Raw genomic sequence first — 26,127 nt, forward strand, 5'->3', positions numbered from 1 at the left:
AGTTTTATCTTAATATATGTTTGTCCAAGATTACTTTGAATATTGCTTCTAAAACATCAACAACTATACTATTACCAGCTAAAGCATACAAAGTAGCGTTTCTTTTACCCTCTTTAGTTGGAAATTCCTTCAACATAAGGTCAAAATCTTCATCATCAAACCCTAGTAATCTCCAACACTCACGTTCTGTTAAATATCGATATTGTGGTCTATTTAACCTAATAATTCCTGCATTCGGACATCTATCCTGTCTTTCAGTTATTGTATAACAGTAGTCCATAATAACATCTAATTGACGTTTGTAGCTTCCAGTTGGTTTAGGATTGAATTCCTTGATTTTACTTAACATTGACGGGATATTAATTATGTATTGCTCTGGAATGTTATCATCTGGATTATATTCTAAAAATTCCTTTATACTTCGCATTGGTTTGTGTTCAAGCTTACTAAAGTCAAACTTTTCATTGTCCAACAATGATATACAAAAAACTCTTTCACGAGCATGTGGAATGCCGAAATTTCTAGCATCTAACACATCAAATGAGTTTGTGTATCCCAACGATTCCATTTCTTGAAGATAGTAATTGAATACTGGCATTACTTTTTTATCCAGAACTCCTTTAACATTTTCCCAAATAACAACTCTCGGTCTCCATTCTCCCATCTCTTTAATTACTCTCAATGTCTCAAGCATTAACTGTGATCTTGAATCTTCAGCAGAGCCTTTTCGATTATTGTTTGCTCTGCTATTATCTTGACATGGTGAACCGTGAACTAATATATCAGGCTTTAAATTCCAACCTCTAACATCTTGTGGCTTATGTAAATGATCGTAAAGTGCGTTATATGCTTTTACTCTGTTTTGCTGCCATTCAACATAATCAATGCACTTATGATTAACTCCAAGGTTTATTAATGCTTTTCTTGGTGCACCAATTCCGCCGAACAGCTCTAAAATTTTAATCAATCATTATATTCTCCTTTTATACTTTTTAATTACACAATAAATAATTGAATTTATTACTCTTTTCGAATCCCAATTTTAATCGCTAACTTATAACAAAAGAATCCTTTATTATTAATCCAAAATGGTATCCTTCGTACTTTATTTTTGGTGTACCAAATTGATTCACTTAATGCGATCAAAATGCGAAAGTTGAGAATATCAATATATGTGCATTTAATTAATCCATCTGGTGCTTCTTCAATATATTTAATAATGTGCATAATTCATCTCCCTTCAATAAAAACAGAATTTTATATTAAATAAACACTGGAAAAATTCCTTTTTCTTTTAGTTCTTCGATTTCTCTATCCATTAAATAGTAAACTTCATGTCCTTCTGTTTGTTCAAACTCATCCAAATCAATTCCAACAACATCACAAAATGGCTCTAGTTCACCTTGAATAAAAATTTGCTTTAAGTTTTTAGCTGTAAATAGCCTCATTCTATTCCTCCTTTTCTATTAAAATCCAGTTTTATAGCAATTTATTCCTCAAAATCTTCGTCTTCATAAAGTAGTTCTTTTACTCTTTCCTTAGTAATCTCCGCAAACTCATTTAAGAAATCTTAAATCATCTTCTTCAATCGTAATCTGATGACCTCTTCCTCCGATATCAAATGATGTGTAAAAGTATCCTTGATCCATTAATTCATCTAGATTAATAGTTAAATATTTTTTCATAGTGTTTCCATCTCCTTTTCCATAAAAACATTACCAATAATTTCTTCCATATCATATTGATTTAGTGTAGTTCTTAAATTTTTTACTACATTTTCAAATGTTTCATAAGATACTTCTTCAATATCAATTTCCTGAGACTGATTGACAATTTGTTTTGCAACTTCGAGACCTTGAATAAAATAATGTGCTTCTTTTTCTGTCAAGCTGTGACTTTTAGGATCAAGAGTTTTATGATATTCAATAACTTTATCGATAGCTTCATTGATATGCTCGTACATTTATCTCATCCTCCTTTTAAAATCTTGATTTTACACGTATTTAGTTTCCTTGGTCACTAATTTATAGTTATTTAATTCTCTTATGAATTTGTCTAAATATAGAGCGTAATCACAATAGTTTCCACCACAGTAATCTTTTCTTATGAAAGTTACAGTATCGAATGTGACATCTCTTTTTAAATGGATGCTACCAGCTCCTCGTAATATTGATGCAGTATGTATACAATCGTAAATTTTATTATTCAAAATATATTCTTTCTCATCTTTATCAGTCTCAAAAACTATTAAGATTTCGCTCATCATATTCTCTCCTTTTCTAAATAAAAACCCGATTTCATCACCAACTTTCAAGAACAACAGTTAACTTTACGTTATCTACATTTTTTAGGTATTTAACAGAATCAAAGTGTCTTTTGGCAGTACCTAACTCTTCGAATTGTTGTGTTTCAAGTACCTGAGTATCCTCTTCAAGATCATATGTTGTGACAGTTACCTCATAGGTCATTACTTAACCTCCTTTCTCAATAAAGTATTCTTTTTATTTAATAAATAAAGCACTAATTTGTACGATAATACCGCCCGTGTTTAGAATTACAGCTCCAATCAAAAAATACTCCACTCTGTGTTTATTTTCATTGAATACCCAACCAGCAGCTCCTATAAGACAACTAGTTAATCCTATGACAAAAATAATTAAGCCAATTATTATTCCAATCAAAAAATCACCTCTCCATCTATAAATCAGTTATTCTGAAATATAATTCTTGCTCTTTCTCATTCAATGGTCTGTCAGTCGAAACTATAAATCCCCAATTTATGATAATATCTAATTCTTCATCAGTTAAAAATAAAGTGAGTTCCTGTTTATTCTTCAGTTCCACAAATACTTTTCCACCGCATCCGAAACACTTTTCATTTGTATACTGCTTTCTTTCGCACCTTATACAACTGTAGTTATGAGGTTTCAATTTAACCATCTATTCCCATCCATTCATCTCATTTTTGTCTAACAAATAATCTATAAAACTTCTGTTTTAATTTATTTTACATACTTGATACTGTTTAAATTCTCCATCCTTAATTTCCAAACAATTTAACTGTCCACCGTAAGCACAAGCTCCATCTATGCCAATCTTTTTATTACCAAAGAAGATATCATTCTTCTTATGTAAATATGTACATGGAGTATGACCATGAATTACAGTATGCTTAAGTTCATGATTGTGATTTAAAAATTGATCTCTAATCCAAATGAAATCATCATTGCCTGTATTCTTCCAATCTTTTAAATGAGGATTGATCCCTGCATGGGTAAATATATACTCTTCAGTTTCGTAATAATAAGGGAGTGAATCAATAAAACCTATATCATCACCATGCTGCAACACAATTTCCTCTGCCCATTTTCTATATGTTTCATCGTGCCATTGATAAGAGTCAAAGTCATTTATGTAATTTCTAAGAGTTATTTCTCCGCCATTTCTCAAATAATTGTAAACATTTGAGTATACATGTGGTCTCTTAACAAAATCTAAAAACATCTGATCATGGTTACCTCTCAACGCAATTGCTCCATATCCTTCAAGTTCTCTTACAATTTCAACAACTTTCTTATTATCTTTACCTCTGTCTATGTAATCTCCAAGTAAAATCAATTGATCTGTTGCTGAGCTATATTTTACAGTGTGTAGGAGCTTATCAAATTCATCATAGCAGCCATGAATATCACTAATTACAAGTATTCTATCTATAGTAGTCAACCTCCATTTCTTTTAGTATTGCTGATTTAAGCTGTTCTGGATTCTCTCTTTTTCAACTCTTCTAAATACTTCTCTTCATACTCAATTTCTGAGATAGGTATAACAAGCCCATTAGATTCTTTTTCCAGATCAAAATCTGCTTGATAATAAATATCATCTTCACTTGTCACAAAGCTTTTAAGACTTTGTCCACGTCTTCTCATTACTCCATATGTGAAGTTAATTAAACTTAAATTCTCAAACTCAGAAAGTCCTTCAGTTTTAATAATTTCCTTATAATCATTTAGAATTTGTTTAGCTCTCTTTGAATTACTTTTAAGTTTCCCATCTTTAGTGAACAGCTTTTTATTATTTTCATTTTGGATTTCATTAATATCGACAAATAAATATTCAGTCTCAATTGCCATTTTGGTGATGTTTTCTCCTAACAACTCTCCAACCTTTTGAAAAACACTGTCCCATTTTGAACGTAATTTAAAATGTTTCTTTATAGCCTTATCAAAATTCGTTCCATTTTTAATTTTGAAACATTGTACATTCCTCATTTTTTAATCTCCTTTTTAATTTATTTTTTCCATTTAAAATTCCTATTTTATATGTATTTATTTAATTTTATATTTTTCCTTTACCCATTTAACACCATGCTTTTCAACCTCTTTTAGTATCTCGTCTAATGCTAAATTTGTTCGATGAGATCTATATAAATCATATGTTGCCTCGTAAGCACTCCAGAGTTCTTTGGCTTTCATGGACATTAATTCATTTAAGTGTTTACTTGAAAGTGTTCCACCTAGTTCTTTTAAAATATCATTAATCTCATCAATTATTTCCTTTCGATTTACTTCAGCAGTACTTTTTAAATCATAATAATGGGGACACTCTTTGCTATTTGGAATTGCTTCATTATAAATCTCTTTACTCTCTGGACAACACTGTTCAAACGCACACCATTGACATTCAGACATTTTACATTTCATACTTCAGTCCATCCCCAATCTAACTCACACAATGAATTAAAAACATCTATTGTCGCATTGGGATCATTTGAATTAATAGATATTTGAGAACCGTTTGCGTTAAATGAGACGCATACAGCTTGCTCCCAAGGCTCAGTATTATATATAAATGTGATTTCTCCAGTGTTTACAGCTATATTTAGTTCCTTTATTGTAAGGTCATTGTGACATAGCCAGTCAAAGTCACTTAACAATTTATCTATTACCCTTTCCATGTCTTTGACCGATAATCCATTCGGTGTTCCAAAAGCTAAATGATTAAATAATTCCATATAACATATCCTCCTTTAGTTAATCTATTGTTCTAATAAAATACAAATTTTATGTTTAGAGGTAATCTTTATTGATTACCTCCATTATGTATTTAATTTATTTTTATAATTGATTCATATTTCTAAAATACTCATCAACTTCTGTGTTTCCAGATAGGTTTAATATGTAATCTGCTCTTAATCCACGAAGTAAATTTATATTGTCATTTTCAATTCTAATTTCAAATTCTTTAGTATTGATTACAGGGACACGGATTTTACCATTTCCACTAACCTGTATTTCATTTAATGGAATTCTATCAACAAACATTTTTTGAAACATCTGAAATACTCTTACTTGTTTATGATCGCTACCTACTATTACCAAAACTTTAAATCTATCTTTATTTAACGCTGGTACTAATTTCAAACTAGACATTATCCCTTGAATTGTATAAATTAGATCTCGTTTAGCTTTAACATGTTCATCAGGTGTCACTTTGAATTGAAATTGCAATTCAAACATTGACCGAAGTAAAAAATCCTGTTCAGGTTTTACTATGTAACTTTCTTTCCAGTTATTTAATTCTCTCTCAACATAGGACTCTCTGCTCTCTAAATTACTCATTTTTATTCCTCCAATTTTATATTATTTCCAATGACTAGGGTGACGAAAAGTAATTGATTGTTACATGTTAATCACCTCCTTTTCATCATAAAAGAGTTGATTTATTAAGATTTAGTTTCATATTATGTATAAAGCATATTTAAGTCATAATTGGACTCAATGAATTTAATTGTCTTTTTTCTATTGCAGTCATTTCCTAAATAAGTGTAAATTTCGTTCATTTCTTCAAAGTTGAAATCAGTTTCTAAAAACTCATTCACAACAGCTCTAATCCTTTTCTGCCAATAGTCACTAACTCCCTTACAACTTGGTCTGGATAACCAAGCTAAAACTTTACACTTCAATTCCAACTCTGTTTCTACATTCTCTAATCTGAAATAAATATTGTTTTTAGGTTCAATAATTAACTCGAAGTTTGAATTAATAAAACAGCTTGGAGAATATTTTTGAACAATCTTCATAAATTTCTTTATTAACTCTATATTCATAAAAGCTCCTTTCATATTGAGTAAAACAGCCTACTTTATATTGCCTCTTTCTTAATCAATGCAAATCCCCAAATCACCTTTAATCGCTTTATTTCTTGCAGGTAATGTGAAGCATCTTTGATTTCCTTTACTAATAAAACGGCAGAACCTTCACTATTCCATGTATCTTTGCTGATGTGAGAATATTTTACGTTTTCTATTTGTGACTTTGATTTAATTTCAGTGCTAAATATACTTGTATTACCGTCTCGCTCCTTAATTAGAACAAAAGCAATTTTTAGTGAAAATTTGTAATTCTCATTAAGTTTTTTAAACCACTCATTACTTCCAGCTTGCATTATCACCACTCCTTTTTATTTAATTAATCATGTTAAAACAATTAATTTATTTAGTAAAATCACATTCGAATTCTCTAATATATCCTCGGACAACATCATTAGAAGGCTCTAACATATGTATCTTTCCACCATTTTCAAATTTTATTATTTTATCTTCATTTAGTGTTAATTCCCACGCTATATGTTTCATCTTTGCACTGTGAAAAGGATTTGTGAATTCACACTCTAACCATCCTTCACCACTATTCATATTTTCTACCTTACAGTGTCGTGGAATAGACTGGTTAGGGAGCTTTGAATTCCCGTCTTTAATTATATTTTCTTTATATATTTCAAAAGAATCTTCTTCAATAATTCTTGATTGAAATTTATCTTTATTGTTTACTGCATAATGAATTTCAATTATTCTAACCAAAGAAAATCCTCCTTTCTTAATAAACTGAGATTTTTATATTAATTTAATTTATTATCTTTAATTATTTCTTCAGTGATTTCATTACTTGTCCATTCGTTTGTGTTGTACACTTGAATTCTTAAGTTACAATCTAAAATTGCTCTTGTATATTCATCATTTATCTTGCCGACCATGCTCACATCAACATATTCATCTCCACGTTGTCTAATTCTTTCTTCAATTACATTGTCATCAGCATGTAAGTAATAGACTGTGGCTTTATTTTTAATCAAGTCCTCAATTTCTTTTCTTTGCTCGTTGGTCAAAATTGCATAATCTTTATATAAAGTTGCATAAACTCTATTGCTATATATAAATCTATCAATGATTGTATTGTTAAGCTTGGTCAGCTCTTTAAACTTATGTATCAATTCCTCATTCGTACATTGCGAATGCTCAAAAGAAGATCCTTTTATTATAGGAATATTTAATTCTTTATGTAATTTTTCTGCTATTGTAGTTTTAAAACAACACTCGTTTCCCTCAAGAATAATTAACATTCTATCCCTTCCTTCACAACATTACTTATATCAACTACTTCCATCGATCCATCTATATACTCTATCTCGCATTGTCTATATAAATAGTCTATTAATATTATTTTACCTTTTTCTTTCTTACTGTTTAAATACGTATCACCAATGTTAATTTTTAAAATTGAGTCATCTGAATTAATTTTATTTAATTCTATTTCTTTGACTTTTGTATATGTACCATCTGGAAGCTTCACTCTATAGTCATATGATCCATAATCTAGCTGATCAGCAATTTGAATTAAATCTCCAACATTGTCTGGTAATCCAACAATAGCTTTTCGGTTTATTACAGCATGATCGCCTATGTTAAAATTCCAAACTCTCAAATTATCACTCTCCTTCTCTCAATATTTCCACTTTCACATTCTTCTGTTTTCCAAAATCAAATGCAACTTTTTCATTCCTAACAGATACTAGCACATCAATCTTATTACCAACTATGGCTGAACCAGTATCAGCTACATATGCAATAAAGGTTTCATCTCTTGTGTAAACTCTAACAATTGATTTAGGTTTAATAATAGCTCTATCTGCTGCAATTATTCTCATTCCGTTATAAGTAATATCTTTGGATACATCTATACCTAAACTTGTCTTGCCTATACAGCCTTCTTTACAAAAAGACGTGTATGCAGTGGCAGTCACATAAAGTGTTCTTTTTACATTTGAACTCCCTCTACTCACCATCTGGCTAGGGAGATCTTCCGTTCTTTACTTTTGTATTTAAAACCGTTAATTGCTTTTCTATTTCAATAATTTCATTTTCTTTAATTATCAATTGTTTGTTTAATTCTTTTAAATTAATTTTATATGTATCAATCTTGTCCTGTTGCTCTCTTACTATCTCATTAAGTTTCTTTATTTCATCTTCCTTTTTAATAATTTCTCTCTCATGAATATTACTACTTACAATTCCTAAAGCCACCAAAACTGTTATAATAGCAACACTAAGATAAAAACCTTTCATAATCTTCTCCTCTTCTAATGCAAGCAAGAGGATTCATCACCACACTCTCTAATTAGTATATTATCATTCTATATTAGTTTAATTATTTTGTAAAGGGTTATTTACAAAAATTTAGCAATTATAATGTTTAGATAAAACCTTTATTTTAACGTGAATTCTATGCCTCAGCTCTTACTGTTTGAAGAATTAAATCTCCATTTGGAGATACCTCTTGTATAAGAGCTACAGTGCTTTGATAAATTGAGTTACGATATTTTCTTGGTATAAACTGATTCCCTCTTCTAAATCCTGTAAGTAATATCTTGTTTCCCCTTGTAAACCATGATCGTTCTATTATCTCCTTTTCATCCTTAGAAATTGGTCGAGATATTTGTTTATTATAATGTGAAAACGCTCCTGCATAGAATTTAACAGTTACTACTCCATCTGTGGTTAAAATCGTTACACGATGTTTATTTTTATCTCTATCAAGAACTGTCCCTGCTATCCTATATAGTTGAAACTCTTGTCTTGGAATTCCACGAGATACGTATTCCTTGGTTACTATTGGAGTTGCTTGTAGCTCATTGAATGAAACAATGTCGTACTTTTTAGTATTCACATGTCCTAGCTCATGTTCATTGTAGTAAAATGAGAGAGAGTCCATCTCCCACTTCCCTAAAGGTTCTCTTTCAAAGTCTAGCCAAACCTCATTGAATAACTGCTCATTAATAAATTGCACGTTTTCTTCATTAGCCATCCACTCCCTTAACACATTCATTTTTTTATCGTACTCTTTTTTAAATTTCTTTTCAGAGATTACTAAGTACCCATCATCAGTCATTTTAACTACACAGTCTTCTGTGAAATGCTTCTCGAAAAATGGTTGAGCTATATGGTCTAACTTAAATAATCTATCTTTTGGCTTACTAACAATCTCGTGGACTGTTTGAGATATGTAGGCTCTAAACTTAAAAAGTCTTGACTCTAAGTGAAAATTATTAGGCAGCATGTTTTTATTGACTAACATAGACATATTTTGCATATTTAGCTTCTTCTTAGGCTCAAATGTGTGTTTAATGAATCGCTTCATTAAATCTTTTCGATTGCCGAATGAGTCAAAGCAACCCCCTTTAATTAATTGCATCATTTGTCCATTCTTAACAGTTTTACTATCAAACATCTTTACTAAAAAGTCATTGAAGGAAGTATATGGTCTATTTTCAATTATTTCATGGATAACCTCATCCCCAATACCATTCATCCCTTTTAACCCAAATATAATTGAATCGTTTTCTAGGTCAGGTATGAATCCAAATTTCGCTTTATTAATATCGGGAAGTGCTATTTTCACTCCTCTTTGGCGGATATTTCCTATTGCGGAAGCAATCTTACCATAGTCAGTAGATTTGCTTTTATGGTCTTCTTCTATTTCTAGCATTTCTGAACTGCCAGCATTTACTGATAAACATGCGGTTTGCCAAAATAAAGGATTATATTTGTAATTTAAATTTATTTCTTGTATAGCAACTAAACTGTATGCAAGTGTATGTAAAACAGAAAAGCTATATCCGAGCTGACGTTTAATTTGGACATTCCACACATAGTTTAAAATCTCTTCCCTATTATTTAATTCTCTTCCATATTCAAAAAACTTCTTCTCCACTTCTTCTAGAGCATCTTTTGATTTTTTAGCAATTGCTTTACGAAGTTTATTTGCTAAACTAACATCAAATCCTGCAATTCTTTTGTCCATTGAAAGTAGCATTACTGACTCCTGTGTTTCAGCTACTCCATTTAGTTTAAGTAAGTGCTCTTCCATTATCTTAATCTCTTCATTATTCAAGCTGTATTTATTTAATTCTTCATACCATAGAGAAATGTTGTTTTTATATTTTATAAAAGTATCAATTGGTTGCTCTTCTCCATCTGACATAAGTCTCATTAGTGAATTTGCAGATGCTGTCTCTAATAAATTACTAGGCTTAACCTTTTTCGCTGTTTCAATTCCTATTTCGGTAGAAAACTGAAACAAATCTAAAATTTCTCCACTTCCCAACATCTCATAAATTTTATCGTCTGTCTTTTCAATGTTATCAGGATGTAAATAATGATGAAAAGTTTTTCTCAGGTTTCCTTTCCATTCAATTTCTTTATGTTCTATAAGCATATCAAGTGTTGTTCGTATTTTATCTAAAGCTTCGATAGTTAAAAGGTCAAATTTTACATTTCCAATGGCTTCGCTGTCACCTAAATTATACTGTGTAATAGGATCTCCACTAGGAGATTTCATCATTGCGTTTGACTTATAGTAGTCTTCATTAAACAAAATTACTCCACCAGCATGAACACTACGCTTATTAACCAATCCTTCAATTTTAAGAGCAGTTTCTTTTAAGTGTGGATATTTTTCTACTTCTCTAATAAATTCTTTAATAGGTTTTCTGTCCAGCTCCTCATTTCCGAAAAAGCAATCAGATAGCGACCAATTTTCTCCTCGCTCAAAGGGAATCATACCACTTAAATATAAAGCTATGTCAGAATCAATTTCTAGTCCTCTGCAAGCTGTTTGTAGTGCAGATTTACTTTTCTCTGTACCAAATGTGCAAACTTGTAGTATCTTAGTCTCTCCAAAGTGATTCCTTAAAGCCTGAATGATTTGTGGTCTTTTACTTCCTTCTGTGTCTATATCAATATCTGGAATATCAACACGACTCTTGTGTAAATGCCTCCAGTGAGGCAATTCAATATTATACTCCAATGGATTCACTTGAGTAATCCCTAAGAGGTAATTGACTAGGAAGCCTGCTGCTGATCCTCTTCCAGACCCAACAAGGCTATTTCCTCCACACTCATCATCCCAAATAATATTAATAATTTCACGAACCGTTATATAATAAGAAGTCATGGCTTGGTTTAATATTAAACTTATCTCCCATAGCTCTTCTAATTCCATGTTGATTCGATTTAATATTAAATGAAAATTTTCTTTGGTTAGTGTATTAAAAGGAATATTTTCCTTAAAGCCATCCTCTAAAACTTTAATCATATACCTGTCTTGCTCATTTTCAGAATAAGCCATTTTTTTTATGTAATCATATTTATCATAGGCTGGTTTAAACAAGTGACGAACCTCAAATTCAGGTAAAGCAATCTTTGGTATTACTGGCTGATGCTCAATTGTATAATTTTCAACCATTTCTCCAATTAACAATGTATTTTCTAGGGCATCCTCAATAATTTCCCTATCGATATAGCTCATTCGTTCAAAAACTTCTTCCTCAGTTTGAAGAAAGCAAGCTTCATAGAATGATTCCACTTCTCTTTCTCCATCTTTGGAGTTTAAAAAGGCTTTATGTACTACTCTGTCCTCTGGTCTGAGATAATGCGTATCTGTTGCAATAATCCTTTTTAGTCCATAATAATCTGCCATTGGAATAAGTTTATTGTTTACATATATTTGTTCTTCCGATAAAGCTGGTTGTAACTCAATAAAGAAATTTTCTTTTCCAAATATATTAATACACCATCTAATAAACTTATCTAATTCAGCTCTATGATAGTTAGCTTTATCAGAATCTCCTTGTTCTTCCGCATTTTTTATTTCAAGTAAGTGAATTGAACTTTCAGATCCTAAGCAAGCAGTGGTAGCAATTAGCTGATTAGGATTCTCTCTTATTACACTTTCTAACTCATTTTTTACAGTGGGTGTTCGTTCCATCATTCCTGTATAAAACGACTTTTCCCAAGCCTTGCTGCTTAGGTATCTAAGTAGCTCATGTCCTTTTTTTGACTTGCTAATTAATATAAAGTGAGGAAATTTAGTTGCTCCAGACTTATAATTATCTCTTACTTCCTCTAAGGAATTTACAAGGTATATTTCATTCCCAAGTATTAATTTGAAATCTTCAGGTATTTTCCCTTTTTCCTTTAATTCTTTAGTCTTCTTAATTGCTTCTACATGGGCTGAAACTGATTCATGATCGGTTATAGCAATCCCTTTGTAATTATTTTTGGCAGCAGTTAGAATCAATTCTTTAACATCATTCGTGCAGTCTAGTAATCTTAGATTGCTTCCTTTTGCAGTATGATTATGACAAGAAATGAAGCACACTATTAGCGTCACCTTCTTTCGTTATATATATTAAATTAATTACTTTAAATTGATATTAAAAAACAAACTCTTTCTTTTTTACTTTAACTACTTCATAGTCTTCTATAGCAATCTGTGGCTTAATTTTTCCATTCCACTCATTTACAGTGCATTTCCCAACAATGTTGAGTACTAGTCTCTCGCCTTTACTTTTTAGAGTTTTCCATTCATCCTCATTACTGAAGGGCTTAATATATTCAATTCCCCAATTCTCAAATTTTAATGTCTTAGATGTTTTTCCGTTTAAGTATATTTCATCCTTATTTATTTCAACTTCAGTTATTGCAATTAAAGGCTCCTCAACTTTATATCCCCATAAATCTTTATGACGGCTCAATTCAAGAATAAATTCCTTTGGAATGTTTTTATTTGTAAACACAAAGTCTACTTGATGATAATCAATGTCTTCAAAGTCACCAAGTTGGTCATTTATTAGTTCATTGGCTTCTATTAATTTCTGAGCTTCAATTTCAAAGCCATGTGCGTTTGCATGACCTTCGCAGAAAATAAATTTGTTTGTATTATTTAGAAATTGTTTCAGATCTTTAATTATACCTTTGTCATAGCCTCGTCCAGATCCTCTTAAAATTTGTTCATTTTCTTCTTTTTTTCTAAATAATAGAGTTGGTCTTCTGTATGTTTCAGCAAGTTTATTTGCTACTAAACCATTTAAATTTTTATGTAATATTTCAGTTGTATCTACAATTAATACTTTATTTGATAGTAGTTTTTTATCATCTATTCGCTCAGTAATAAGTTCAACACCTTTATTACGCATCCTGTCTTGTTTAGCTTTTAAATTTCCTAGAATACGGGCTGTATTTTTTTCAATAGGCTCATTGATATTTTTTCTTTTATAGTATATCTCCTCATCTGATTCCAATAAAGCTCTAAACATTTGCTCTTTTTCCTGCATTGTTCCTACACGAATACAAGCATTTAATAATGGGTTAATATAAAAACTGGTGGAAGTAATATTTATTACTCCTTTTGTTGAATATGATTGTTTTTTGAACAATTCCTTAATTAATTTATTTTTTATATTTTTTAAACCTTTTTCTGCGAAATATCTAGTTTCTGGAGATCTCATATCCTGAGAATCGGCAATATTACCAATAGCCACTAAATCTAAATATTTGTCTGCTAATTTAACATTTAGTTTATCATCCAATGCCTTACAAAACTTATATACGACACCCACTCCTGAAAATTGTTTATTTGAGTACTCAGGAGAAATTTGACTATTTACAACAATGGCGTCATTTGATTCTTCATCGCACTCATGATGATCTAAAACAATTATATCAACTCCGCTTTTTTTTAATAGACTGTGCTCTTTAAATTGATTAGAGCCTGCGTCTGGAACAATAACTAAATTAATGTTATCAGGTATATTTTCAATAATAATACCATGTTCTTTCCCTTCTTGAAGTCTCCATTGAATATCAATTGTTGGAAATATAGTAGTTAAATGGCTTATTAATAATGCTGCTGCTGCGTTTCCATCGATATCAGGATCAATTTGAATGAAAATTTTATTACCTTTTTTTATATGTTGTAGTAAGCAAGATACAGCTCTTTCAATATTTTTCAACTTACTCCAATGCAAAACATCCTTTTCACTTATCGACATAAATGATTGAATATCATCAATTTCTCTGTTGATTAAAACTGTTTCAATTGGTTCTAAATAGTTATTTTTCCCAATTAGTTCAAACTTCAAGTAATCACCTCATCTTTCGTTGTAACTTCAAATTTATCCTTCATTAATAATTCAAGTATTTGTTGCCCTTTATCAACTGGCGCATCTTTATCTTCAAGTAAGCCTTTGAAATCCCATAGTATGTAAACCCTAGTAAATGATGAGAATTTTTTTGCTAGTTTTAATATGTTTTCTTGGTAATCAATTAATCTACTACTATACTTCTCATCTGTTTCGTTTTCTTTTTTTCCTCTGAATTTATCAAAGCAGATAAATACCTCCTCAACACCTAATTCTAAAATTAAATCTCTGTGGTAGTTTGATATATTACTACTACAAGTTGCCACACTAAAATTATTTTTACCATAAAAATCTTCACATTTCATAACTGATTTCTGAGACTCAAATATCGCAGCCTTTTTTAATCTTTTAATTGCATGTTTAGTTTTATGTAATCCATATAAATTATAAATTGTGGGGAATGAATATATTTTATTCTCAACACTAATTGGCATATATTTCTGACCAATGTCAATGCTTTCTTGATTTAGTGCTCTACCAGTTAATCCAATTAATTCGCTATCTATGTTTCTATGTGGGGTGATTATTCTGTTTTCTCGAAAGTAATAACATACTTCAAATTTCATTTGTGTTTCATATGTAATTTCATTGAGCCATAGTTCATGGGGCTTTTTAATAAACACATCCAAGATGTTTTCATTAATAGTGGGAATATTTAATTCAACCTTTTCTTTCCTCTTGAATCGATTCAGCCAATTCCAGTCATCAACTATGTGACTTTCCTTTAAAAGTATATTAGAAGTAATAAATTTACCTGTAATATTAGCTACATACTGTATAGCCTTATGGAAAGATATTTCAACACCTCTTTGTGAATGAGAACGAATAACTAGCTCATAGATATCCATACTCTCTCCACATGTAGTATAGCAATGGAATAATTTGCCTTCCTTGTAGTAATAAAGTTTGTGGCTCCCGCCTTTTGAATTATGACAAACAGTTGTGAATATTGGGTTTTTCTCTTTGTCTTCTTTAGCTTTTTCGCTACCCAAATCTAAAAGTATCTTATGTATATCATCCTCTGTTAAACTTGCTTTAATAGCATCCTTATCCAGTTTCATTGGGCATCACCCATTTAAAAAGAAAGCTGCTCTTCAGTGATCTCATCTTTTAGTTTAGGTTTGGGTTTAATTAAAAGTTTTTTAATGTTTATTATTTCATTTTCAATATTTGTTACGAATAGATCTGTTACTCTCATATTTCCCATATCAATATGCGAAAAAACTTTTGCTTTATCTACTCTGTTCCCACGATTTTTAAATACATGAGTGACATAGTTTGGTTGTTTAAAAAACCCTTTTGCTAAAATTTCCTCTACATCCTTTTTTTCCATTTTACTGATTGGGAGAATAATCATACCTCCATCTGCTTTATCAATAATACTTTTCCCTCCACGAATATAGGACGAATCAATAATTGCCCCTTTGTTCCAAGCTTCCTTCCATTCACCATTTAGTTGTGTTGCGCTCATTAGATAAACAGAATACTTATTACAAATATCTTTCAACTTGATTGACATTAGCAATAGAATTTGATCTTCTCGTAGCCCTATCCCACTAGCTTTTGACATCTCAGAAAAGACTTTTACAGAGCTGTGAATATAGTCGAAATAAATATACTCTACTCCATTTAATACTACATTTTTCTCTATTGTTTGCTCAATATCTTTAACGTTGAAATTCGGCAATTGTTCAAACCATATAGGTGAGTTTTCTAGTATCCCGGCAGCCTTTTCTACAATTATTCGCTCTTCATCTGTTAGATCGTTGTACAATATTTTCTCTTCGTCAACGCCACTTATGTAAGCAATAGCTATTGTTTGTAATTCTTCAAATAGCATCTCTGTTGAAATCACTGCTGTCTTCTCTTGGAAATCGTTTTCAATCCAATCTTTCTTTGTTAAATCGTATATAAACTTAGCGCTTAATCTACAAGCATCTGCAACCATATGTCTTGTCTTACCACCGCCTGTAATACTACTGCGAATATAATATTTCTTTTTACGAGAACCACGAAAGATTGAAGTTAACATTTCACTATTTAATGGAACACCAATATCTGGTGATTCTCTTAATCTTTTTAGTAATGCACCAGCACCTTCTCCAGCTTGTATCCCTTGACTATCATTGTTTGTTTTGAATTTATCTTTTACTTCTATCATCTTAATTTCATAAAAACTTAAGATATCCTCTATACTCAACTTATCAAAGTTTTCTTGCATCTCTTCTTTTTCTTTAGGGTCAATAATATCATCATCATATAGCTCTTTAATATTAAATCCTAATCCATCCATTTCACGAATGAGACTGAACTTTTTTAATCGCTTATAGTAATATTCAAAGTTGCTCTCTTCAGCTAGTTCTTGGATTCTATATAAATACTCAATCCCATCATTATCATTGAAAATCGCATATTGTATATCATATTCTTTTAGGAATCCATCAATATTTATCTCAGAGATAACTTCTGTCCCATCATTATATAAGTTATAGATTGCAGCAAATATAATCTTATGGAATTTTTCAGGGAAGTCATCATTAGTTAATTTGTATTTATTTGAATCTGCTAACAATAGTGGATTTTTTAGTATACTTCCTAGCACCTGCATAATTGCCATTTTATCTTGATACATGTATGCATAAGTCTCCTTCCTTTAAATAGCAGATATGTCTATTTTCTTTGATTTTCTTCTATTTTTATCCATGCTTATATAGACGATCATTTCTTGCGATTCCTTACTATCTAAGTTTTGAATAGATTCCGCAATTTTTTTCTGTTTAATATAGTGCCTCTTTGCTTCTTCATATATATACGGAATGATGCCCACACCTGTATTTTCTTGAACTCTATTATCTAAAGTTTCAAAAAAATATCTTAATGCTAATTCCATCCCCTTATATTTATATCCTTCTGATTTCATATCCTTTATCTGCTTTTTAATAACTAAAGAAGGATATTCGACTTTAAATAATTCGCTTATGTACTCCATCAATTCTTTATAGTCTTGTCCCTCACGTTGCCATGTCTCAAAACAATAAATATGGTAATACCTCTTCTTATGTTCGTGCGACTCGCTCTTATTAAGCTTCTTCTCACAATATGGACACTTCACTAATCTCCCCAAATTAAATCACCACCTTATAAAAATAGGAGGCTTAATCAGAAACCTCCTATTCAATTAATGCTATTCATTTAGCAATTCTTTAAGATCATCTAAAATTAAACTCATTACTTGCACTTGTCCTTTTTTACACTCGGTTACCTTCTTCCCAATACCTAAATGATGTTCAACTACATCTTGGAGTTTGTCAGCTTTATCGCCTTCAACCATCCTAACACCAATTTCTTTTATCTCTTCCATGAGCTGATCGTAATCAAGCTCCTCTGACTGATATGATTCCTTTTGCTCTTGATATGTAACGGCAGTAATACCTTCAGCTTCTTCCTGTTTTTTAATTCCTTCTGCGATAACTTTCTCAAGATTTTCAGCAGTAAACTCTTCTAAGTATGTATCCATATAGTCAAAACGTGATCTAGCAAAGAATTCATCGGTTTCTGCAAACCACGCTGATGATTTAATTACTTTTCCATCCTCATCAATTCCATTACTAGTTAAATAGGCAACTACATCAGAGTTATCAACAATTGGTTTAATCGAGCGTTTATCTCCTTTTGGAATGTGCTTTCCTTCTTTAGTTGTTTCTTCATGAGAAATAAAAATTAATGTATATCCAGAGCCTAGTAATTTATCAATTTCTGCCCAGTATTCTGTCTCATATTCTTTCCAAAGTCCAAATCCATCATTGCCATCCCCGATTGTTTCAACTCCATGTTTTTTACAAAGGAAGTCTTGGCAATATAGAGCACTTGTATAAACCTCATCAAAAATAATCGTTTGATACAACTCTTTTGCTTTTTCAAGTGTTTTAGGGTCTGTTAATTGTTTATTAATTTTTTTGAAGTCTCTCCAGTTATTAATTGGTAGGAATGGTACTCCTGCAATGGCACGGATTCCTTTTTCGAACCCAAGATAAAAGGGTTTATCCATTCTTGTTGCTTGCTTTGTCTTACCAAGTGAATTACTCCCAACTAGCGTAATTACCTTCCCTTCAAGTCCTCTAGCAACAGTTGAAATTTGTGGATTAAAAATATCAAAACTACTCATATATGAAATTCCTCCATTTTATATTAAATTTATCAGAGGAGGCAAGCTCCTCTATACTTTTATTTTAAATATTAATTTAATTGTTTAAAAAAAGCTATTAAAACGGTAAGTCATCAGAACTAATATCAATCTTTTTCTTTTCAGAAGGTTTCGCCCCAAATCCTTTTTTCTCAGTCTTTTGCGGTTGCTGATTATTCTTCTTATTTTTCAATTCCTCAAGATAAACTTCTCGTTCAGTGAGAGCTTTCTTAATTGCTTCCATATTATATGTCTTAACGTTTTCTTCATCATATGGCTCAGTTCCACCAGTGATTAAATACTCTCGTGTAAAATTACGCTTAATTTTTTCTTTTGGTTTTCCAAATCCAACTTCCTCAACTATCTTGGTTATTTCTACTTTATTGATAATCTCCCCATAAATTTTAGCAGTGTTACCTGTTTCATATGTATCTCGAATATATTCAGCTCCAATTCCTTCTGCTACGAACTCTAATGGAGCTATCTGACCACTATACTGTGGAACAAAACCTCGTAGTTTTACTCGACCAGTTTCCTCACCATCTCGGTCAGTTTCTTCGATAATGGATTGAACAAATACCTCAACTTCAAACTCTGCTTTAGGTTCAAATACATCATTCGCTTGTACACGATTAATGAAGTTTGTAGACAGTTGTGGATATGACTTAATCATTCCATCTCCACCAACATAGTCATTAATTCCTAATTGACCAGCAGCAACACGAACTTTATCAGCATTCTCTTTACCTGCTTTAGCAGTAGATACATACTCATCTTTAACTGTTAGTAGCCCTTTATAAATACCGTTTTCTGTACCATCTTTTTTATGCTTCATACTGAAAACTCTAAATGTATGAATCTCGCCTTCTTTTACTTCAATATCAATTTCACCACCAATGAACTCACGCTTGTCGGCAGTTTTATTAACCTCAATTCGAACCTCTTGTAATAGACCTTCTACAAATACTTCGTTATCTGCTTGACGTAAAGTGTTTTGTTCTGACATATATTAAATTCCTCCTATTTGTATTATATTAGTTTAATTTATTTAATTATGTAATAACAATAAAATTCTTTTTTTAGAGTAATTGTTTGATAAACGAAAATTGTCTCATTTCTTTTTGAATTTAATATCCGTTATACCAAGTTCTTTACTCAATTTTATGTATTTTTCTTTGTCTAACTTCCAATTTCCATAGTGCTTTCCAGTTCTGTGATTCTTAATAGAAATTACTTTATTCCATTGAGTCGTAATATGTAAGTTACCATAATGAAATAGCTTTTTCCCTAGCAATCTATCAAGCTTACTTTTTAATTTTACCTCCTTTGCCAATAATATATTTCGACTTAGTTTTCGTGCAGCTTGTTCTTTTGTGATAGTGATATTTCCTTTCACCTTATCACGATAATAATGGTATGCTGCATTTGAAAGCTTTAGTATTTTCATTGTTCTCACCTTCTTTCATATGGGATATTTCTATATTAACTCACAAACAAAATTAAATCAATAGTTTAGTTTAATTATTTTTAAATCTTTTATGTTCAGTAATTAACCTTGCACAAATATCATGCATCCATGCTTCTTTAGGAAGGTGATATCCAGTTGCTCCGTCAAAATCAGCAAACTCATTACGATAGAATTCTACACTGGAGGATTCATTCGGATGTTTTTTCTGTAAGTGAGTAAGTTGATTGCACCAAGTGTCGTAAGTAATATCAGAAATAAGACTTGTGTTCATCTGATAATATAAATATGAGTGGATAAGGATCTGTCTTCTACGTCTATGAATTAGTTCTTCAATTTCATTCATTATTTATCTCTCTTTTCAAACTGATTGCAGCAAAAATCAGCGTCTGTTTCAATTACATTTACGTATCCGCCATCCCAACCTGTCACAAGATCAATGGTAAGCTTTTCTTTGATTTTTGCACATTCTCCCATCGAATAGCAGGTATATTTCCAATGTTTACATGCCTCACATTGATTCATAATTTATCACTCTCACTTTCTTATTAAAACTCTTATTTGATTAGAAATCTTTATTTATTATTTCTCCACTATTTACATCTGGATTCTTTTCCTTATGCCATTTTATAAATGATTTTCTATTCCTCACATAAGATACGAAGTAAATAGCTCCTTTCGTCCTTTTATAAAGTATGTTGTTTAGCAAAAACCACAATGGGTACATAAAAAGCGATATAGTCATCAGAACTCCTATACTCAATATCAAGATAGAAGAAGCGTATGTACCAAAGTGAAAAATTCTAACTATAAAATCACTCATGTTTAATCTCCTTAGTTTTTTTATTACTCATTAAATGCAAAATTTCATTACTTATTTAATGCTTGTTTCATAATATTCATAATATCAATAAACAAATATACTTCTTTTTCGTCGTAATCTATTCGATATTTTAGGCTTTTAAAATGTTTATAGTTTTCTTTAATAAACTGTTCAATATCTAATGTTTTTATAGAGCCATTTAATACATTATTTACATACACATCATATTCAATCATTACTCTTCTTCCTCTTGATACATTTCAACTGCATCACTATATCCGCCCCAATTATCAACACCGCAAGCCTCCAAGCAATTTAAAAATTCCTCTTTGTCTTGTAATCGCTCAATTTCCTCAATTAATTCACCTACTTGTAAAGCCATCGAAGTGTGTGTTTCAATATCCATATAGTCACTGTTATCAAATTCTTCATTATATTCTGCCCATTGCTTTTTGATTTTTTCTAAATCCATTTTTCGTCCCCTTTTCTTTTTAAAAGTATATATTTATTTAATTTATTCGTTAATAATTTCCCTAATTCGCTTTAACTTATCAGCATTACTATCTAACAACTTGTTTAAATCTAACTTAGCACTTCCAATTTTGTAATTACCATATATCTGAATTCCCACTTGATTACTATCTTCATTGACTAATCTAATACCATTGAATGTTGCATACATAAAATTATAAGGATCGTACCATCCCTCAAACAAATCATTCCATTTTCGATTAAAGAACATTTCCATTTGCATTTCAATATCTTCTGCACAACCAACTTCCAATGAAACTTCTTCAGTCATGTCATTGTCAAACACAATTGTATACATCATGAATCCTTTAATATTTTTGAATTCAATTATATTTTCAGCAGCCAATATGTTTCCTCCTTATTTTCCTATTAAATTCATCATTTTAAAGACTTGTGGAAAATTTTTCTTTCACTATCTCTCTTAATCTTGATGCATTTTTATAAAAAGCATCTTCATCTAACTCTATGAATCCGTTAAGTTTAACATCAGATTCCTCGACTGAAAATTTTACAGTTACTTTCTTTTCAGGATTACTGCAAAGAAGCATTCTCCCCGTTCCATATGCAACTTCACTTAAATCTCCAAATGTAATTTGCTCAATATTAATACTCACTTTAATTTCCTCCAAATAAGTTATTTTTTTAAAAATTATTCGCAAACTCCGTCATTAAATCCTTCATCATAAGCCAGTCGATACTCTTTCTCCATTTCCTCAATACTTACAATATGTAATAATTCATTTAATTCTTCTATTTCAAGTCCTCCATGTTGATCAAATCGGTTATAAAGTAACCATCCAACTCTCTTTAACATATCAAACTCGCTCCCAATCAACTTATTAATCTCAAATAACATTAACTCACCTCCTGTTTCATTCTTTTATTAAAGTATTTTATTTCTTCTTCAGTTGAGGGCTTTAGTGATTCTAACCATCCAAAATCACTAATCATTCTTGAATAGCTTCTACCCTTGCCTTTCTTTTTCCAATTAACATAATCTACTGGAACTAATCCATTTTCTTGTATGTAATCGATTCGCATAATCCAAGTGTTATCTGGGAAGTATTTATTTGCAGGGCTATGCATTGTCCAGTAATCACCTGATTTAACAGTAACTCCATATTTATTAACTTTTTCAGATATCAATCTTACACCTCATTTCTAAGTAAAATTTACAATTTATTGTGTATTTATATTTCGTTTTGAATTAAAATCAAACTAATGTTCCATCAATAACGACACAAGTATTTTCCATTTTTTCAAATTCTCTTAGTAGCTCTTCAACGGAATACTCTTTAGAGTCATTGCAATTGGCAAGTTTCCAGAAGGCATACTCCTTTGTTACCTGTCTAGGATGACCTTCTTCCAACACCTCATCTACGTTTTCTCCACCTACTGTTTCCACATAAACACTTGCAGCATCATCAATATAAAAACCTTTTGGATCTGACTCTACAGTAATTAATCCATAATATTCATGTTGTTCAAACTCAAAATACATTTTCATCTTTTTTCCTCCTATATTTATTTATTTATTTTTCAATCCAAACTTCTCTCCGTTTAATCTTTACTTCCTTATGTATTTCTTCACCAATTACATCTGAATTTAAGATATGTTTAAAACACTGATAGAAAGAGTTAACGGGAAACGTTAACTCTATAGTTCTATTCTATCAAGCATTCAATTGATTCCGTTTATTGTAATAGAATCTGTGCTTTTTAATAGTTCATGTAGATATGGTATTGCTAACTAAAGCTCTATTATCATTTAAAAGAATTCCTGAATTCTCACAAGCTATTTTATAGACAAAGTTTTTTCGTGCTAGATGATAGCTTTTATCTTCTCCATAAAAATTGATCTTCATTTGTTCTAATTCTTCATGACGATATTCTGCTAATGGTTTTTCTTTTTCATCTCTTTCTCTAACTACTTGTTTTTTTGCAATTATTTCATCATAAATAGTCGAAGATGCCCAATATTCAGCAACTTTTTGAATTTCCTCATAAAATTCTTGAACATTACCCTTAAAATAATCATCAATTAATCCGATTTCTTTTGATTGTAATGTACTCAAAGCAGGACATTTTTCAGTAATTTCAAAAGCTAATTCTTTACCTATACGTTTTGGCAATAAATAAGTCCAATATTCTGAACCATATAGGTTTCCCATTTTTTTATAATGAGGATTTAAAACAATACCTTCTCTTGCAAAAATAAAATCACCTGAAAGACCTAAAATGACACCTCCTGCACCAGCATTTCCTTGCATAGCAGTCACAACAATTTTGTCTGTTGTATTTAAAATTTCAAGAATCAGGTCATCTATTGCGTTAATATTTTCCCATGATTCATCCCCTTGATTTTCAGCATATTCAATTGTATTTAAGTTAATCCCATTAGACCAAAAATCATGTCCGCCCATTAACACTAATACTTTTATATCTTTTGTCTTAGCTTCTGCAATGGCTTGTTGAAGTTTCTTACAGTGTAAAGTGTGCATAGCTCCATTGTAAAAATCGAAATGCATGTACCCTACTTGATTTTTTTCTTTATAGTAGATTTCTCTATACGTTCTACCTTTGATTTCGTCAAAAGGGTTAATAAGTAATTCGGGAACATTCTTTAATAAATGTGAAAGGGCAAGGGTTGCTGGTAACTTTATCCCACCTTTTTTCTTTACATGACTGATCCAAACACTTCCATCAATCGTTCCTACACACACTGCATCATCACGATAACCAAGAATTTCTCCTGTATTTCCAAGAATCATATCATCTACATGACTACCGAATAAATAGTATTCTTCACCGAATATGATATCAAGAACACCAAGGTTACTATCAGCAGAACGAATTTTCCTTACTATAGTTTCAGAATTATCACTAAACCAATTAATTTTACGGTCTATTTGTTTCATCGTAGGTAAAAGTGTTCCTTTCACGTCCGAATTACTATAATCCAATGGCTCAGGCAAAAACTCTCCTTTTTGGTATTTCTCAAACTTCACCAATAGATCAAGTAATCCTTTTACAGCTACATATGTTGCTTCACGTCTGTATAGCGCACTTTTACTAACTTCACGCATAGGGTAATTATTTGAAGACCAAATATCTCCTGCATCCATTTCTGCCTCTGCTTGAAGAAGTGTAACTCCCCATTCTTTCTCCTGATTCATTATCGCCCAATCAATAGAAGAAGCTCCTCTATCTCCTTTAATACCGGGGTGTACAATAATACATACATGCTTCTTCCAAATTTCTTCTGGAATAGCAGTCTTGAGAAATGGACAGATAATCAAATCTGGTTTTGAAACTTCCACAGCTTGAATCATTGTTTCTTTTGTTGAGGTGATATGAATATCCACTTCATATTTCCTATCTATTAATTCAACGTAAAAGCGTTGGCTCATGCTATTATGTGCTGTTGTTATAAGTAATATCTTCATTTTAACCCTCCAATATCTTATTTTTATAAAGCTTATTGTTGGAAGTTTCTAACAAAATATAACAAATCACCATGACAATAGGAAAACTAATTAGATTGCACATTTCACCCCTTCTTTAAGATCTTCAGCTTGAATCAGCCTGCATTGTATAAAACATACAAATACCTCCTTAATTACAAAATTTTACCAACGGACTCATTTTATATTTTTGAGTGACATCAGTCAATGAAGTACACAAAATAGACACAATAATATTACTCCGTGAATGCAATAGTGACATCAAATAGACAAAATTATCTAAAAAAATTTCGAACATCGATTTACTCTTATATCTCTTATTGAATTTTTTATTAACAAGAGCAAAAATCAAAGTATTATAAGTGTTAATGTACGTGTAATTCAGTGGTATTTTTACAAATCTTTTATGTAAAACATTCGTTTTATTAATGGAAGCAGCCATAGCCCACAAAACCAATATGTCTTCTTTTTTCATCGAAACCATAGAAGGGTAACATTTTTGGCTCTTCTTCAATTTCTAATTCCAAAGTTTCATCGGTCTTCTTTAAAAGAAATACCCATAAGTTGCACATATCTTTAGGACTAAATGTAACTTTATTTTTGTAAGGTAAATCGAAATTTTCCTTATCTAATCCCATTCCGACTAGAGCATCGAATAATTCGACATCAATAGATGACTCTTCAAATTTTCTACAGATTTTTTCAATGTCTACGTCTGTATTCTCTTTAATTTTAAAGTGTATTTCTCTAATCTCTTCTACAGGTTTATTTGATTTTATGTAATAGTAATTACATTTCCCATGACCGTCATCTGACCAGTCGCCAATTGGCATTCTAAATCTATACATTACTTAATTCACTCCGTTCTTAGTAAAATGCAACTTTTACACAAACATTTTATTATATTTATTTAATTTATCTTTTAAAGCTTTTCTTTCCTGTTTCTTTTGTCCGCCTAATAATTTCATTTTTTCATGGTCTAGTGAGTCAGCTTGTGACTGAAGATTTCCTATGTATCTAGTAATATGAGTTATCCAATTACCTTCATGTATCCATCCATATTCTTCTGTCCATCCCAACTGTCCGTCAACTACTCCATACACTTCAAATGCATTATTTTTGAAATATTCATCATTATCATATTTCTCATTGATTAAATAAATTTGAAAACACTTTCCTCTTGCATGACTATTGGTTACAAATACTACATTCTTATAGAGAAAAGCCTTACTGTCTCCACCATTCCAACCGTATCTTAGATTCGATTTTCGCAAACCGTCTAATTTATATTGATAAGCTTTATGAATAATGTTGTAATATTCACTTGCACCTTTCATTTTTCATC

41 protein-coding genes are annotated in these 26,127 nt (G+C 30.9%); all 41 read right to left on the bottom strand.

All coding sequences use genetic code 11. The features are described from left to right. Positions 1 to 4: 4 nt before the first annotated feature. The 41 genes from KDN24_RS15155 to KDN24_RS15355 all read right to left on the bottom strand — a co-directional run bounded on the left by KDN24_RS15155 (position 5) and on the right by KDN24_RS15355 (position 26,119). On the bottom strand, positions 5 to 967 hold the full coding sequence (locus tag KDN24_RS15155) for a DNA cytosine methyltransferase (RefSeq protein WP_409971827.1): 963 nt from the start codon (positions 965 to 967) through the stop codon (positions 5 to 7). A 53-nt stretch (positions 968 to 1,020) separates the two neighbouring features. Further along, positions 1,021 to 1,227, bottom strand: coding sequence for a hypothetical protein (locus tag KDN24_RS15160; RefSeq protein WP_409971826.1), 207 nt, complete (start codon positions 1,225 to 1,227; stop codon positions 1,021 to 1,023). Positions 1,228 to 1,262: 35 nt separating this feature from the next. After that, on the bottom strand, positions 1,263 to 1,448 hold the full coding sequence (locus tag KDN24_RS15165; protein WP_409971825.1) for a hypothetical protein: 186 nt from the start codon (positions 1,446 to 1,448) through the stop codon (positions 1,263 to 1,265). A gap of 108 nt (positions 1,449 to 1,556) precedes the next feature. Beyond that, positions 1,557 to 1,685 carry a hypothetical protein gene (locus KDN24_RS15170; RefSeq protein ID WP_409971824.1) on the bottom strand — a complete coding sequence of 43 codons (129 nt, stop codon included), beginning with the start codon at positions 1,683 to 1,685 and terminating at the stop codon, positions 1,557 to 1,559. Then, positions 1,682 to 1,963: a hypothetical protein gene (locus KDN24_RS15175; protein WP_409971823.1), complete on the bottom strand. Its 282-nt coding sequence runs from the start codon at positions 1,961 to 1,963 to the stop codon at positions 1,682 to 1,684. The genes KDN24_RS15170 and KDN24_RS15175 overlap by 4 nt, the downstream gene beginning before the upstream one ends. A gap of 30 nt (positions 1,964 to 1,993) precedes the next feature. Then, positions 1,994 to 2,263, bottom strand: coding sequence for a hypothetical protein (locus tag KDN24_RS15180; RefSeq protein WP_409971822.1), 270 nt, complete (start codon positions 2,261 to 2,263; stop codon positions 1,994 to 1,996). A 37-nt stretch (positions 2,264 to 2,300) separates the two neighbouring features. Next, a complete protein-coding gene (locus KDN24_RS15185; protein ID WP_409971821.1) occupies positions 2,301 to 2,468 on the bottom strand; it encodes a hypothetical protein in 168 nt (55 codons plus the stop codon). A gap of 33 nt (positions 2,469 to 2,501) precedes the next feature. After that, positions 2,502 to 2,681, bottom strand: a complete 180-nt coding sequence (locus KDN24_RS15190; RefSeq protein ID WP_409971820.1) for a hypothetical protein — start codon at positions 2,679 to 2,681, stop codon at positions 2,502 to 2,504. A 16-nt stretch (positions 2,682 to 2,697) separates the two neighbouring features. After that, positions 2,698 to 2,940, bottom strand: a complete 243-nt coding sequence (locus KDN24_RS15195) for a hypothetical protein (protein WP_409971819.1) — start codon at positions 2,938 to 2,940, stop codon at positions 2,698 to 2,700. A 57-nt stretch (positions 2,941 to 2,997) separates the two neighbouring features. After that, on the bottom strand, positions 2,998 to 3,723 hold the full coding sequence (locus KDN24_RS15200; RefSeq protein WP_409971818.1) for a metallophosphoesterase family protein: 726 nt from the start codon (positions 3,721 to 3,723) through the stop codon (positions 2,998 to 3,000). 26 nt (positions 3,724 to 3,749) lie between these two features. Next, the gene (locus tag KDN24_RS15205; protein ID WP_409971817.1) at positions 3,750 to 4,268 is read right to left on the bottom strand and encodes a hypothetical protein; all 519 of its coding nucleotides are present in this window, start codon (positions 4,266 to 4,268) and stop codon (positions 3,750 to 3,752) included. 57 nt (positions 4,269 to 4,325) lie between these two features. Further along, positions 4,326 to 4,700, bottom strand: a complete 375-nt coding sequence (locus tag KDN24_RS15210) for a hypothetical protein (protein ID WP_409971816.1) — start codon at positions 4,698 to 4,700, stop codon at positions 4,326 to 4,328. Beyond that, positions 4,697 to 5,011: a hypothetical protein gene (locus KDN24_RS15215; RefSeq protein ID WP_409971815.1), complete on the bottom strand. Its 315-nt coding sequence runs from the start codon at positions 5,009 to 5,011 to the stop codon at positions 4,697 to 4,699. Before KDN24_RS15215 ends, KDN24_RS15210 begins: the two co-directional genes overlap by 4 nt. 103 nt (positions 5,012 to 5,114) lie before the next feature. Next, on the bottom strand, positions 5,115 to 5,618 hold the full coding sequence (locus KDN24_RS15220) for a hypothetical protein (protein ID WP_409971814.1): 504 nt from the start codon (positions 5,616 to 5,618) through the stop codon (positions 5,115 to 5,117). 122 nt (positions 5,619 to 5,740) lie between these two features. Beyond that, positions 5,741 to 6,106, bottom strand: a complete 366-nt coding sequence (locus KDN24_RS15225; RefSeq protein WP_409971813.1) for a hypothetical protein — start codon at positions 6,104 to 6,106, stop codon at positions 5,741 to 5,743. A 35-nt stretch (positions 6,107 to 6,141) separates the two neighbouring features. Then, on the bottom strand, positions 6,142 to 6,444 hold the full coding sequence (locus KDN24_RS15230) for a hypothetical protein (RefSeq protein ID WP_409971812.1): 303 nt from the start codon (positions 6,442 to 6,444) through the stop codon (positions 6,142 to 6,144). Between the two features lie 46 nt (positions 6,445 to 6,490). Further along, positions 6,491 to 6,859, bottom strand: a complete 369-nt coding sequence (locus KDN24_RS15235; protein ID WP_409971811.1) for a hypothetical protein — start codon at positions 6,857 to 6,859, stop codon at positions 6,491 to 6,493. Between the two features lie 38 nt (positions 6,860 to 6,897). Next, a complete protein-coding gene (locus KDN24_RS15240) occupies positions 6,898 to 7,398 on the bottom strand; it encodes a hypothetical protein (protein WP_409971810.1) in 501 nt (166 codons plus the stop codon). Further along, positions 7,392 to 7,760, bottom strand: coding sequence for a hypothetical protein (locus KDN24_RS15245; protein WP_409971809.1), 369 nt, complete (start codon positions 7,758 to 7,760; stop codon positions 7,392 to 7,394). The genes KDN24_RS15240 and KDN24_RS15245 overlap by 7 nt, the downstream gene beginning before the upstream one ends. A gap of 4 nt (positions 7,761 to 7,764) precedes the next feature. Beyond that, positions 7,765 to 8,121, bottom strand: coding sequence for a 3D domain-containing protein (locus KDN24_RS15250; protein WP_409971808.1), 357 nt, complete (start codon positions 8,119 to 8,121; stop codon positions 7,765 to 7,767). A 4-nt stretch (positions 8,122 to 8,125) separates the two neighbouring features. Further along, positions 8,126 to 8,428 carry a hypothetical protein gene (locus tag KDN24_RS15255; RefSeq protein ID WP_409971807.1) on the bottom strand — a complete coding sequence of 101 codons (303 nt, stop codon included), beginning with the start codon at positions 8,426 to 8,428 and terminating at the stop codon, positions 8,126 to 8,128. 130 nt (positions 8,429 to 8,558) lie between these two features. Beyond that, positions 8,559 to 12,494 carry a PHP domain-containing protein gene (locus KDN24_RS15260; protein ID WP_409971806.1) on the bottom strand — a complete coding sequence of 1,312 codons (3,936 nt, stop codon included), beginning with the start codon at positions 12,492 to 12,494 and terminating at the stop codon, positions 8,559 to 8,561. A gap of 55 nt (positions 12,495 to 12,549) precedes the next feature. After that, on the bottom strand, positions 12,550 to 14,256 hold the full coding sequence (locus tag KDN24_RS15265; RefSeq protein WP_491348065.1) for a DHH family phosphoesterase: 1,707 nt from the start codon (positions 14,254 to 14,256) through the stop codon (positions 12,550 to 12,552). Continuing rightward, on the bottom strand, positions 14,253 to 15,377 hold the full coding sequence (locus KDN24_RS15270) for a hypothetical protein (RefSeq protein WP_491348066.1): 1,125 nt from the start codon (positions 15,375 to 15,377) through the stop codon (positions 14,253 to 14,255). Before KDN24_RS15270 ends, KDN24_RS15265 begins: the two co-directional genes overlap by 4 nt. 14 nt (positions 15,378 to 15,391) lie before the next feature. Beyond that, complete coding sequence (locus tag KDN24_RS15275; RefSeq protein WP_409971803.1) at positions 15,392 to 16,948, bottom strand: DnaB-like helicase C-terminal domain-containing protein; 1,557 nt, start codon at positions 16,946 to 16,948, stop codon at positions 15,392 to 15,394. Between the two features lie 21 nt (positions 16,949 to 16,969). Next, positions 16,970 to 17,440 carry a YorH family phage-derived protein gene (locus KDN24_RS15280; protein WP_409971802.1) on the bottom strand — a complete coding sequence of 157 codons (471 nt, stop codon included), beginning with the start codon at positions 17,438 to 17,440 and terminating at the stop codon, positions 16,970 to 16,972. A 60-nt stretch (positions 17,441 to 17,500) separates the two neighbouring features. Beyond that, positions 17,501 to 18,481 carry an ATP-binding protein gene (locus tag KDN24_RS15285; RefSeq protein ID WP_409971801.1) on the bottom strand — a complete coding sequence of 327 codons (981 nt, stop codon included), beginning with the start codon at positions 18,479 to 18,481 and terminating at the stop codon, positions 17,501 to 17,503. Positions 18,482 to 18,578: 97 nt separating this feature from the next. Then, on the bottom strand, positions 18,579 to 19,505 hold the full coding sequence (locus KDN24_RS15290) for a YorF family protein (RefSeq protein ID WP_409971800.1): 927 nt from the start codon (positions 19,503 to 19,505) through the stop codon (positions 18,579 to 18,581). Positions 19,506 to 19,610: 105 nt separating this feature from the next. Further along, complete coding sequence (locus KDN24_RS15295) at positions 19,611 to 19,946, bottom strand: YorE family phage-derived protein (RefSeq protein WP_409971799.1); 336 nt, start codon at positions 19,944 to 19,946, stop codon at positions 19,611 to 19,613. Between the two features lie 70 nt (positions 19,947 to 20,016). After that, the gene (locus tag KDN24_RS15300; protein WP_409971798.1) at positions 20,017 to 20,310 is read right to left on the bottom strand and encodes a DNA ligase LigA-related protein; all 294 of its coding nucleotides are present in this window, start codon (positions 20,308 to 20,310) and stop codon (positions 20,017 to 20,019) included. After that, the gene (locus KDN24_RS15305) at positions 20,310 to 20,489 is read right to left on the bottom strand and encodes a hypothetical protein (protein WP_409971797.1); all 180 of its coding nucleotides are present in this window, start codon (positions 20,487 to 20,489) and stop codon (positions 20,310 to 20,312) included. The genes KDN24_RS15300 and KDN24_RS15305 overlap by 1 nt, the downstream gene beginning before the upstream one ends. Before the next feature lie 345 nt (positions 20,490 to 20,834). Continuing rightward, positions 20,835 to 21,023: a hypothetical protein gene (locus KDN24_RS15310; protein ID WP_409971796.1), complete on the bottom strand. Its 189-nt coding sequence runs from the start codon at positions 21,021 to 21,023 to the stop codon at positions 20,835 to 20,837. Next, entirely contained in the window at positions 21,023 to 21,259 is a 237-nt protein-coding gene (locus tag KDN24_RS15315) for a hypothetical protein (protein ID WP_409971795.1), read from the bottom strand. The genes KDN24_RS15310 and KDN24_RS15315 overlap by 1 nt, the downstream gene beginning before the upstream one ends. A gap of 42 nt (positions 21,260 to 21,301) precedes the next feature. Next, positions 21,302 to 21,664, bottom strand: coding sequence for a hypothetical protein (locus KDN24_RS15320; RefSeq protein ID WP_409971794.1), 363 nt, complete (start codon positions 21,662 to 21,664; stop codon positions 21,302 to 21,304). 37 nt (positions 21,665 to 21,701) lie between these two features. Continuing rightward, a complete protein-coding gene (locus KDN24_RS15325; RefSeq protein ID WP_409971793.1) occupies positions 21,702 to 21,932 on the bottom strand; it encodes a hypothetical protein in 231 nt (76 codons plus the stop codon). Between the two features lie 35 nt (positions 21,933 to 21,967). After that, positions 21,968 to 22,174 (bottom strand): hypothetical protein, encoded by a 207-nt coding sequence (locus KDN24_RS15330; protein WP_409971792.1) that lies wholly within the window; start codon positions 22,172 to 22,174, stop codon positions 21,968 to 21,970. Beyond that, positions 22,174 to 22,464 (bottom strand): hypothetical protein, encoded by a 291-nt coding sequence (locus KDN24_RS15335; RefSeq protein ID WP_409971791.1) that lies wholly within the window; start codon positions 22,462 to 22,464, stop codon positions 22,174 to 22,176. Before KDN24_RS15335 ends, KDN24_RS15330 begins: the two co-directional genes overlap by 1 nt. A gap of 67 nt (positions 22,465 to 22,531) precedes the next feature. Further along, the gene (locus tag KDN24_RS15340; protein ID WP_409971790.1) at positions 22,532 to 22,825 is read right to left on the bottom strand and encodes a YosH family protein; all 294 of its coding nucleotides are present in this window, start codon (positions 22,823 to 22,825) and stop codon (positions 22,532 to 22,534) included. Between the two features lie 220 nt (positions 22,826 to 23,045). Next, positions 23,046 to 24,764 carry a hydrogenase maturation protein gene (locus KDN24_RS15345; RefSeq protein ID WP_409971789.1) on the bottom strand — a complete coding sequence of 573 codons (1,719 nt, stop codon included), beginning with the start codon at positions 24,762 to 24,764 and terminating at the stop codon, positions 23,046 to 23,048. A gap of 443 nt (positions 24,765 to 25,207) precedes the next feature. Continuing rightward, positions 25,208 to 25,630 carry a hypothetical protein gene (locus tag KDN24_RS15350; protein ID WP_409971788.1) on the bottom strand — a complete coding sequence of 141 codons (423 nt, stop codon included), beginning with the start codon at positions 25,628 to 25,630 and terminating at the stop codon, positions 25,208 to 25,210. 36 nt (positions 25,631 to 25,666) lie between these two features. Further along, positions 25,667 to 26,119 carry a hypothetical protein gene (locus KDN24_RS15355; protein ID WP_409971787.1) on the bottom strand — a complete coding sequence of 151 codons (453 nt, stop codon included), beginning with the start codon at positions 26,117 to 26,119 and terminating at the stop codon, positions 25,667 to 25,669. Between the last annotated feature and the right edge of the window lie 8 nt (positions 26,120 to 26,127).

This window comes from Cytobacillus sp. Bva_UNVM-123 (genome assembly GCF_046351715.2).
Classification (GTDB): domain Bacteria; phylum Bacillota; class Bacilli; order Bacillales; family Cytobacillaceae; genus Cytobacillus.

Excerpts from the sequence above, each read along its gene's own strand:
- KDN24_RS15275 (WP_409971803.1), bottom strand. The coding sequence starts at position 16,948 with ATGTATCAAGATAAAATGGCAATTATGCAGGTGCTAGGAAGTATACTA.
- KDN24_RS15225 (WP_409971813.1), bottom strand. The coding sequence starts at position 6,106 with ATGAATATAGAGTTAATAAAGAAATTTATGAAGATTGTTCAAAAATAT.
- KDN24_RS15205 (WP_409971817.1), bottom strand. The coding sequence starts at position 4,268 with ATGAGGAATGTACAATGTTTCAAAATTAAAAATGGAACGAATTTTGAT.
- KDN24_RS15170 (WP_409971824.1), bottom strand. The coding sequence starts at position 1,685 with ATGAAAAAATATTTAACTATTAATCTAGATGAATTAATGGATCAAGGA.
- KDN24_RS15250 (WP_409971808.1), bottom strand. The coding sequence starts at position 8,121 with ATGGTGAGTAGAGGGAGTTCAAATGTAAAAAGAACACTTTATGTGACT.
- KDN24_RS15195 (WP_409971819.1), bottom strand. The coding sequence starts at position 2,940 with ATGGTTAAATTGAAACCTCATAACTACAGTTGTATAAGGTGCGAAAGA.
- KDN24_RS15185 (WP_409971821.1), bottom strand. The coding sequence starts at position 2,468 with ATGACCTATGAGGTAACTGTCACAACATATGATCTTGAAGAGGATACT.
- KDN24_RS15290 (WP_409971800.1), bottom strand. The coding sequence starts at position 19,505 with ATGTCAGAACAAAACACTTTACGTCAAGCAGATAACGAAGTATTTGTA.
- KDN24_RS15240 (WP_409971810.1), bottom strand. The coding sequence starts at position 7,398 with ATGTTAATTATTCTTGAGGGAAACGAGTGTTGTTTTAAAACTACAATA.
- KDN24_RS15305 (WP_409971797.1), bottom strand. The coding sequence starts at position 20,489 with ATGAATCAATGTGAGGCATGTAAACATTGGAAATATACCTGCTATTCG.
- KDN24_RS15350 (WP_409971788.1), bottom strand. The coding sequence starts at position 25,630 with ATGTATAGATTTAGAATGCCAATTGGCGACTGGTCAGATGACGGTCAT.
- KDN24_RS15230 (WP_409971812.1), bottom strand. The coding sequence starts at position 6,444 with ATGCAAGCTGGAAGTAATGAGTGGTTTAAAAAACTTAATGAGAATTAC.
- KDN24_RS15165 (WP_409971825.1), bottom strand. The coding sequence starts at position 1,448 with ATGAGGCTATTTACAGCTAAAAACTTAAAGCAAATTTTTATTCAAGGT.
- KDN24_RS15300 (WP_409971798.1), bottom strand. The coding sequence starts at position 20,310 with ATGAATGAAATTGAAGAACTAATTCATAGACGTAGAAGACAGATCCTT.
- KDN24_RS15175 (WP_409971823.1), bottom strand. The coding sequence starts at position 1,963 with ATGTACGAGCATATCAATGAAGCTATCGATAAAGTTATTGAATATCAT.
- KDN24_RS15180 (WP_409971822.1), bottom strand. The coding sequence starts at position 2,263 with ATGAGCGAAATCTTAATAGTTTTTGAGACTGATAAAGATGAGAAAGAA.
- KDN24_RS15355 (WP_409971787.1), bottom strand. The coding sequence starts at position 26,119 with ATGAAAGGTGCAAGTGAATATTACAACATTATTCATAAAGCTTATCAA.
- KDN24_RS15345 (WP_409971789.1), bottom strand. The coding sequence starts at position 24,764 with ATGAAGATATTACTTATAACAACAGCACATAATAGCATGAGCCAACGC.
- KDN24_RS15270 (WP_491348066.1), bottom strand. The coding sequence starts at position 15,377 with ATGAAACTGGATAAGGATGCTATTAAAGCAAGTTTAACAGAGGATGAT.
- KDN24_RS15220 (WP_409971814.1), bottom strand. The coding sequence starts at position 5,618 with ATGAGTAATTTAGAGAGCAGAGAGTCCTATGTTGAGAGAGAATTAAAT.
- KDN24_RS15215 (WP_409971815.1), bottom strand. The coding sequence starts at position 5,011 with ATGGAATTATTTAATCATTTAGCTTTTGGAACACCGAATGGATTATCG.
- KDN24_RS15315 (WP_409971795.1), bottom strand. The coding sequence starts at position 21,259 with ATGGATTTAGAAAAAATCAAAAAGCAATGGGCAGAATATAATGAAGAA.
- KDN24_RS15330 (WP_409971792.1), bottom strand. The coding sequence starts at position 22,174 with ATGTTATTTGAGATTAATAAGTTGATTGGGAGCGAGTTTGATATGTTA.
- KDN24_RS15160 (WP_409971826.1), bottom strand. The coding sequence starts at position 1,227 with ATGCACATTATTAAATATATTGAAGAAGCACCAGATGGATTAATTAAA.
- KDN24_RS15340 (WP_409971790.1), bottom strand. The coding sequence starts at position 22,825 with ATGAAAATGTATTTTGAGTTTGAACAACATGAATATTATGGATTAATT.
- KDN24_RS15285 (WP_409971801.1), bottom strand. The coding sequence starts at position 18,481 with ATGAGTAGTTTTGATATTTTTAATCCACAAATTTCAACTGTTGCTAGA.
- KDN24_RS15295 (WP_409971799.1), bottom strand. The coding sequence starts at position 19,946 with ATGAAAATACTAAAGCTTTCAAATGCAGCATACCATTATTATCGTGAT.
- KDN24_RS15210 (WP_409971816.1), bottom strand. The coding sequence starts at position 4,700 with ATGAAATGTAAAATGTCTGAATGTCAATGGTGTGCGTTTGAACAGTGT.
- KDN24_RS15310 (WP_409971796.1), bottom strand. The coding sequence starts at position 21,023 with ATGATTGAATATGATGTGTATGTAAATAATGTATTAAATGGCTCTATA.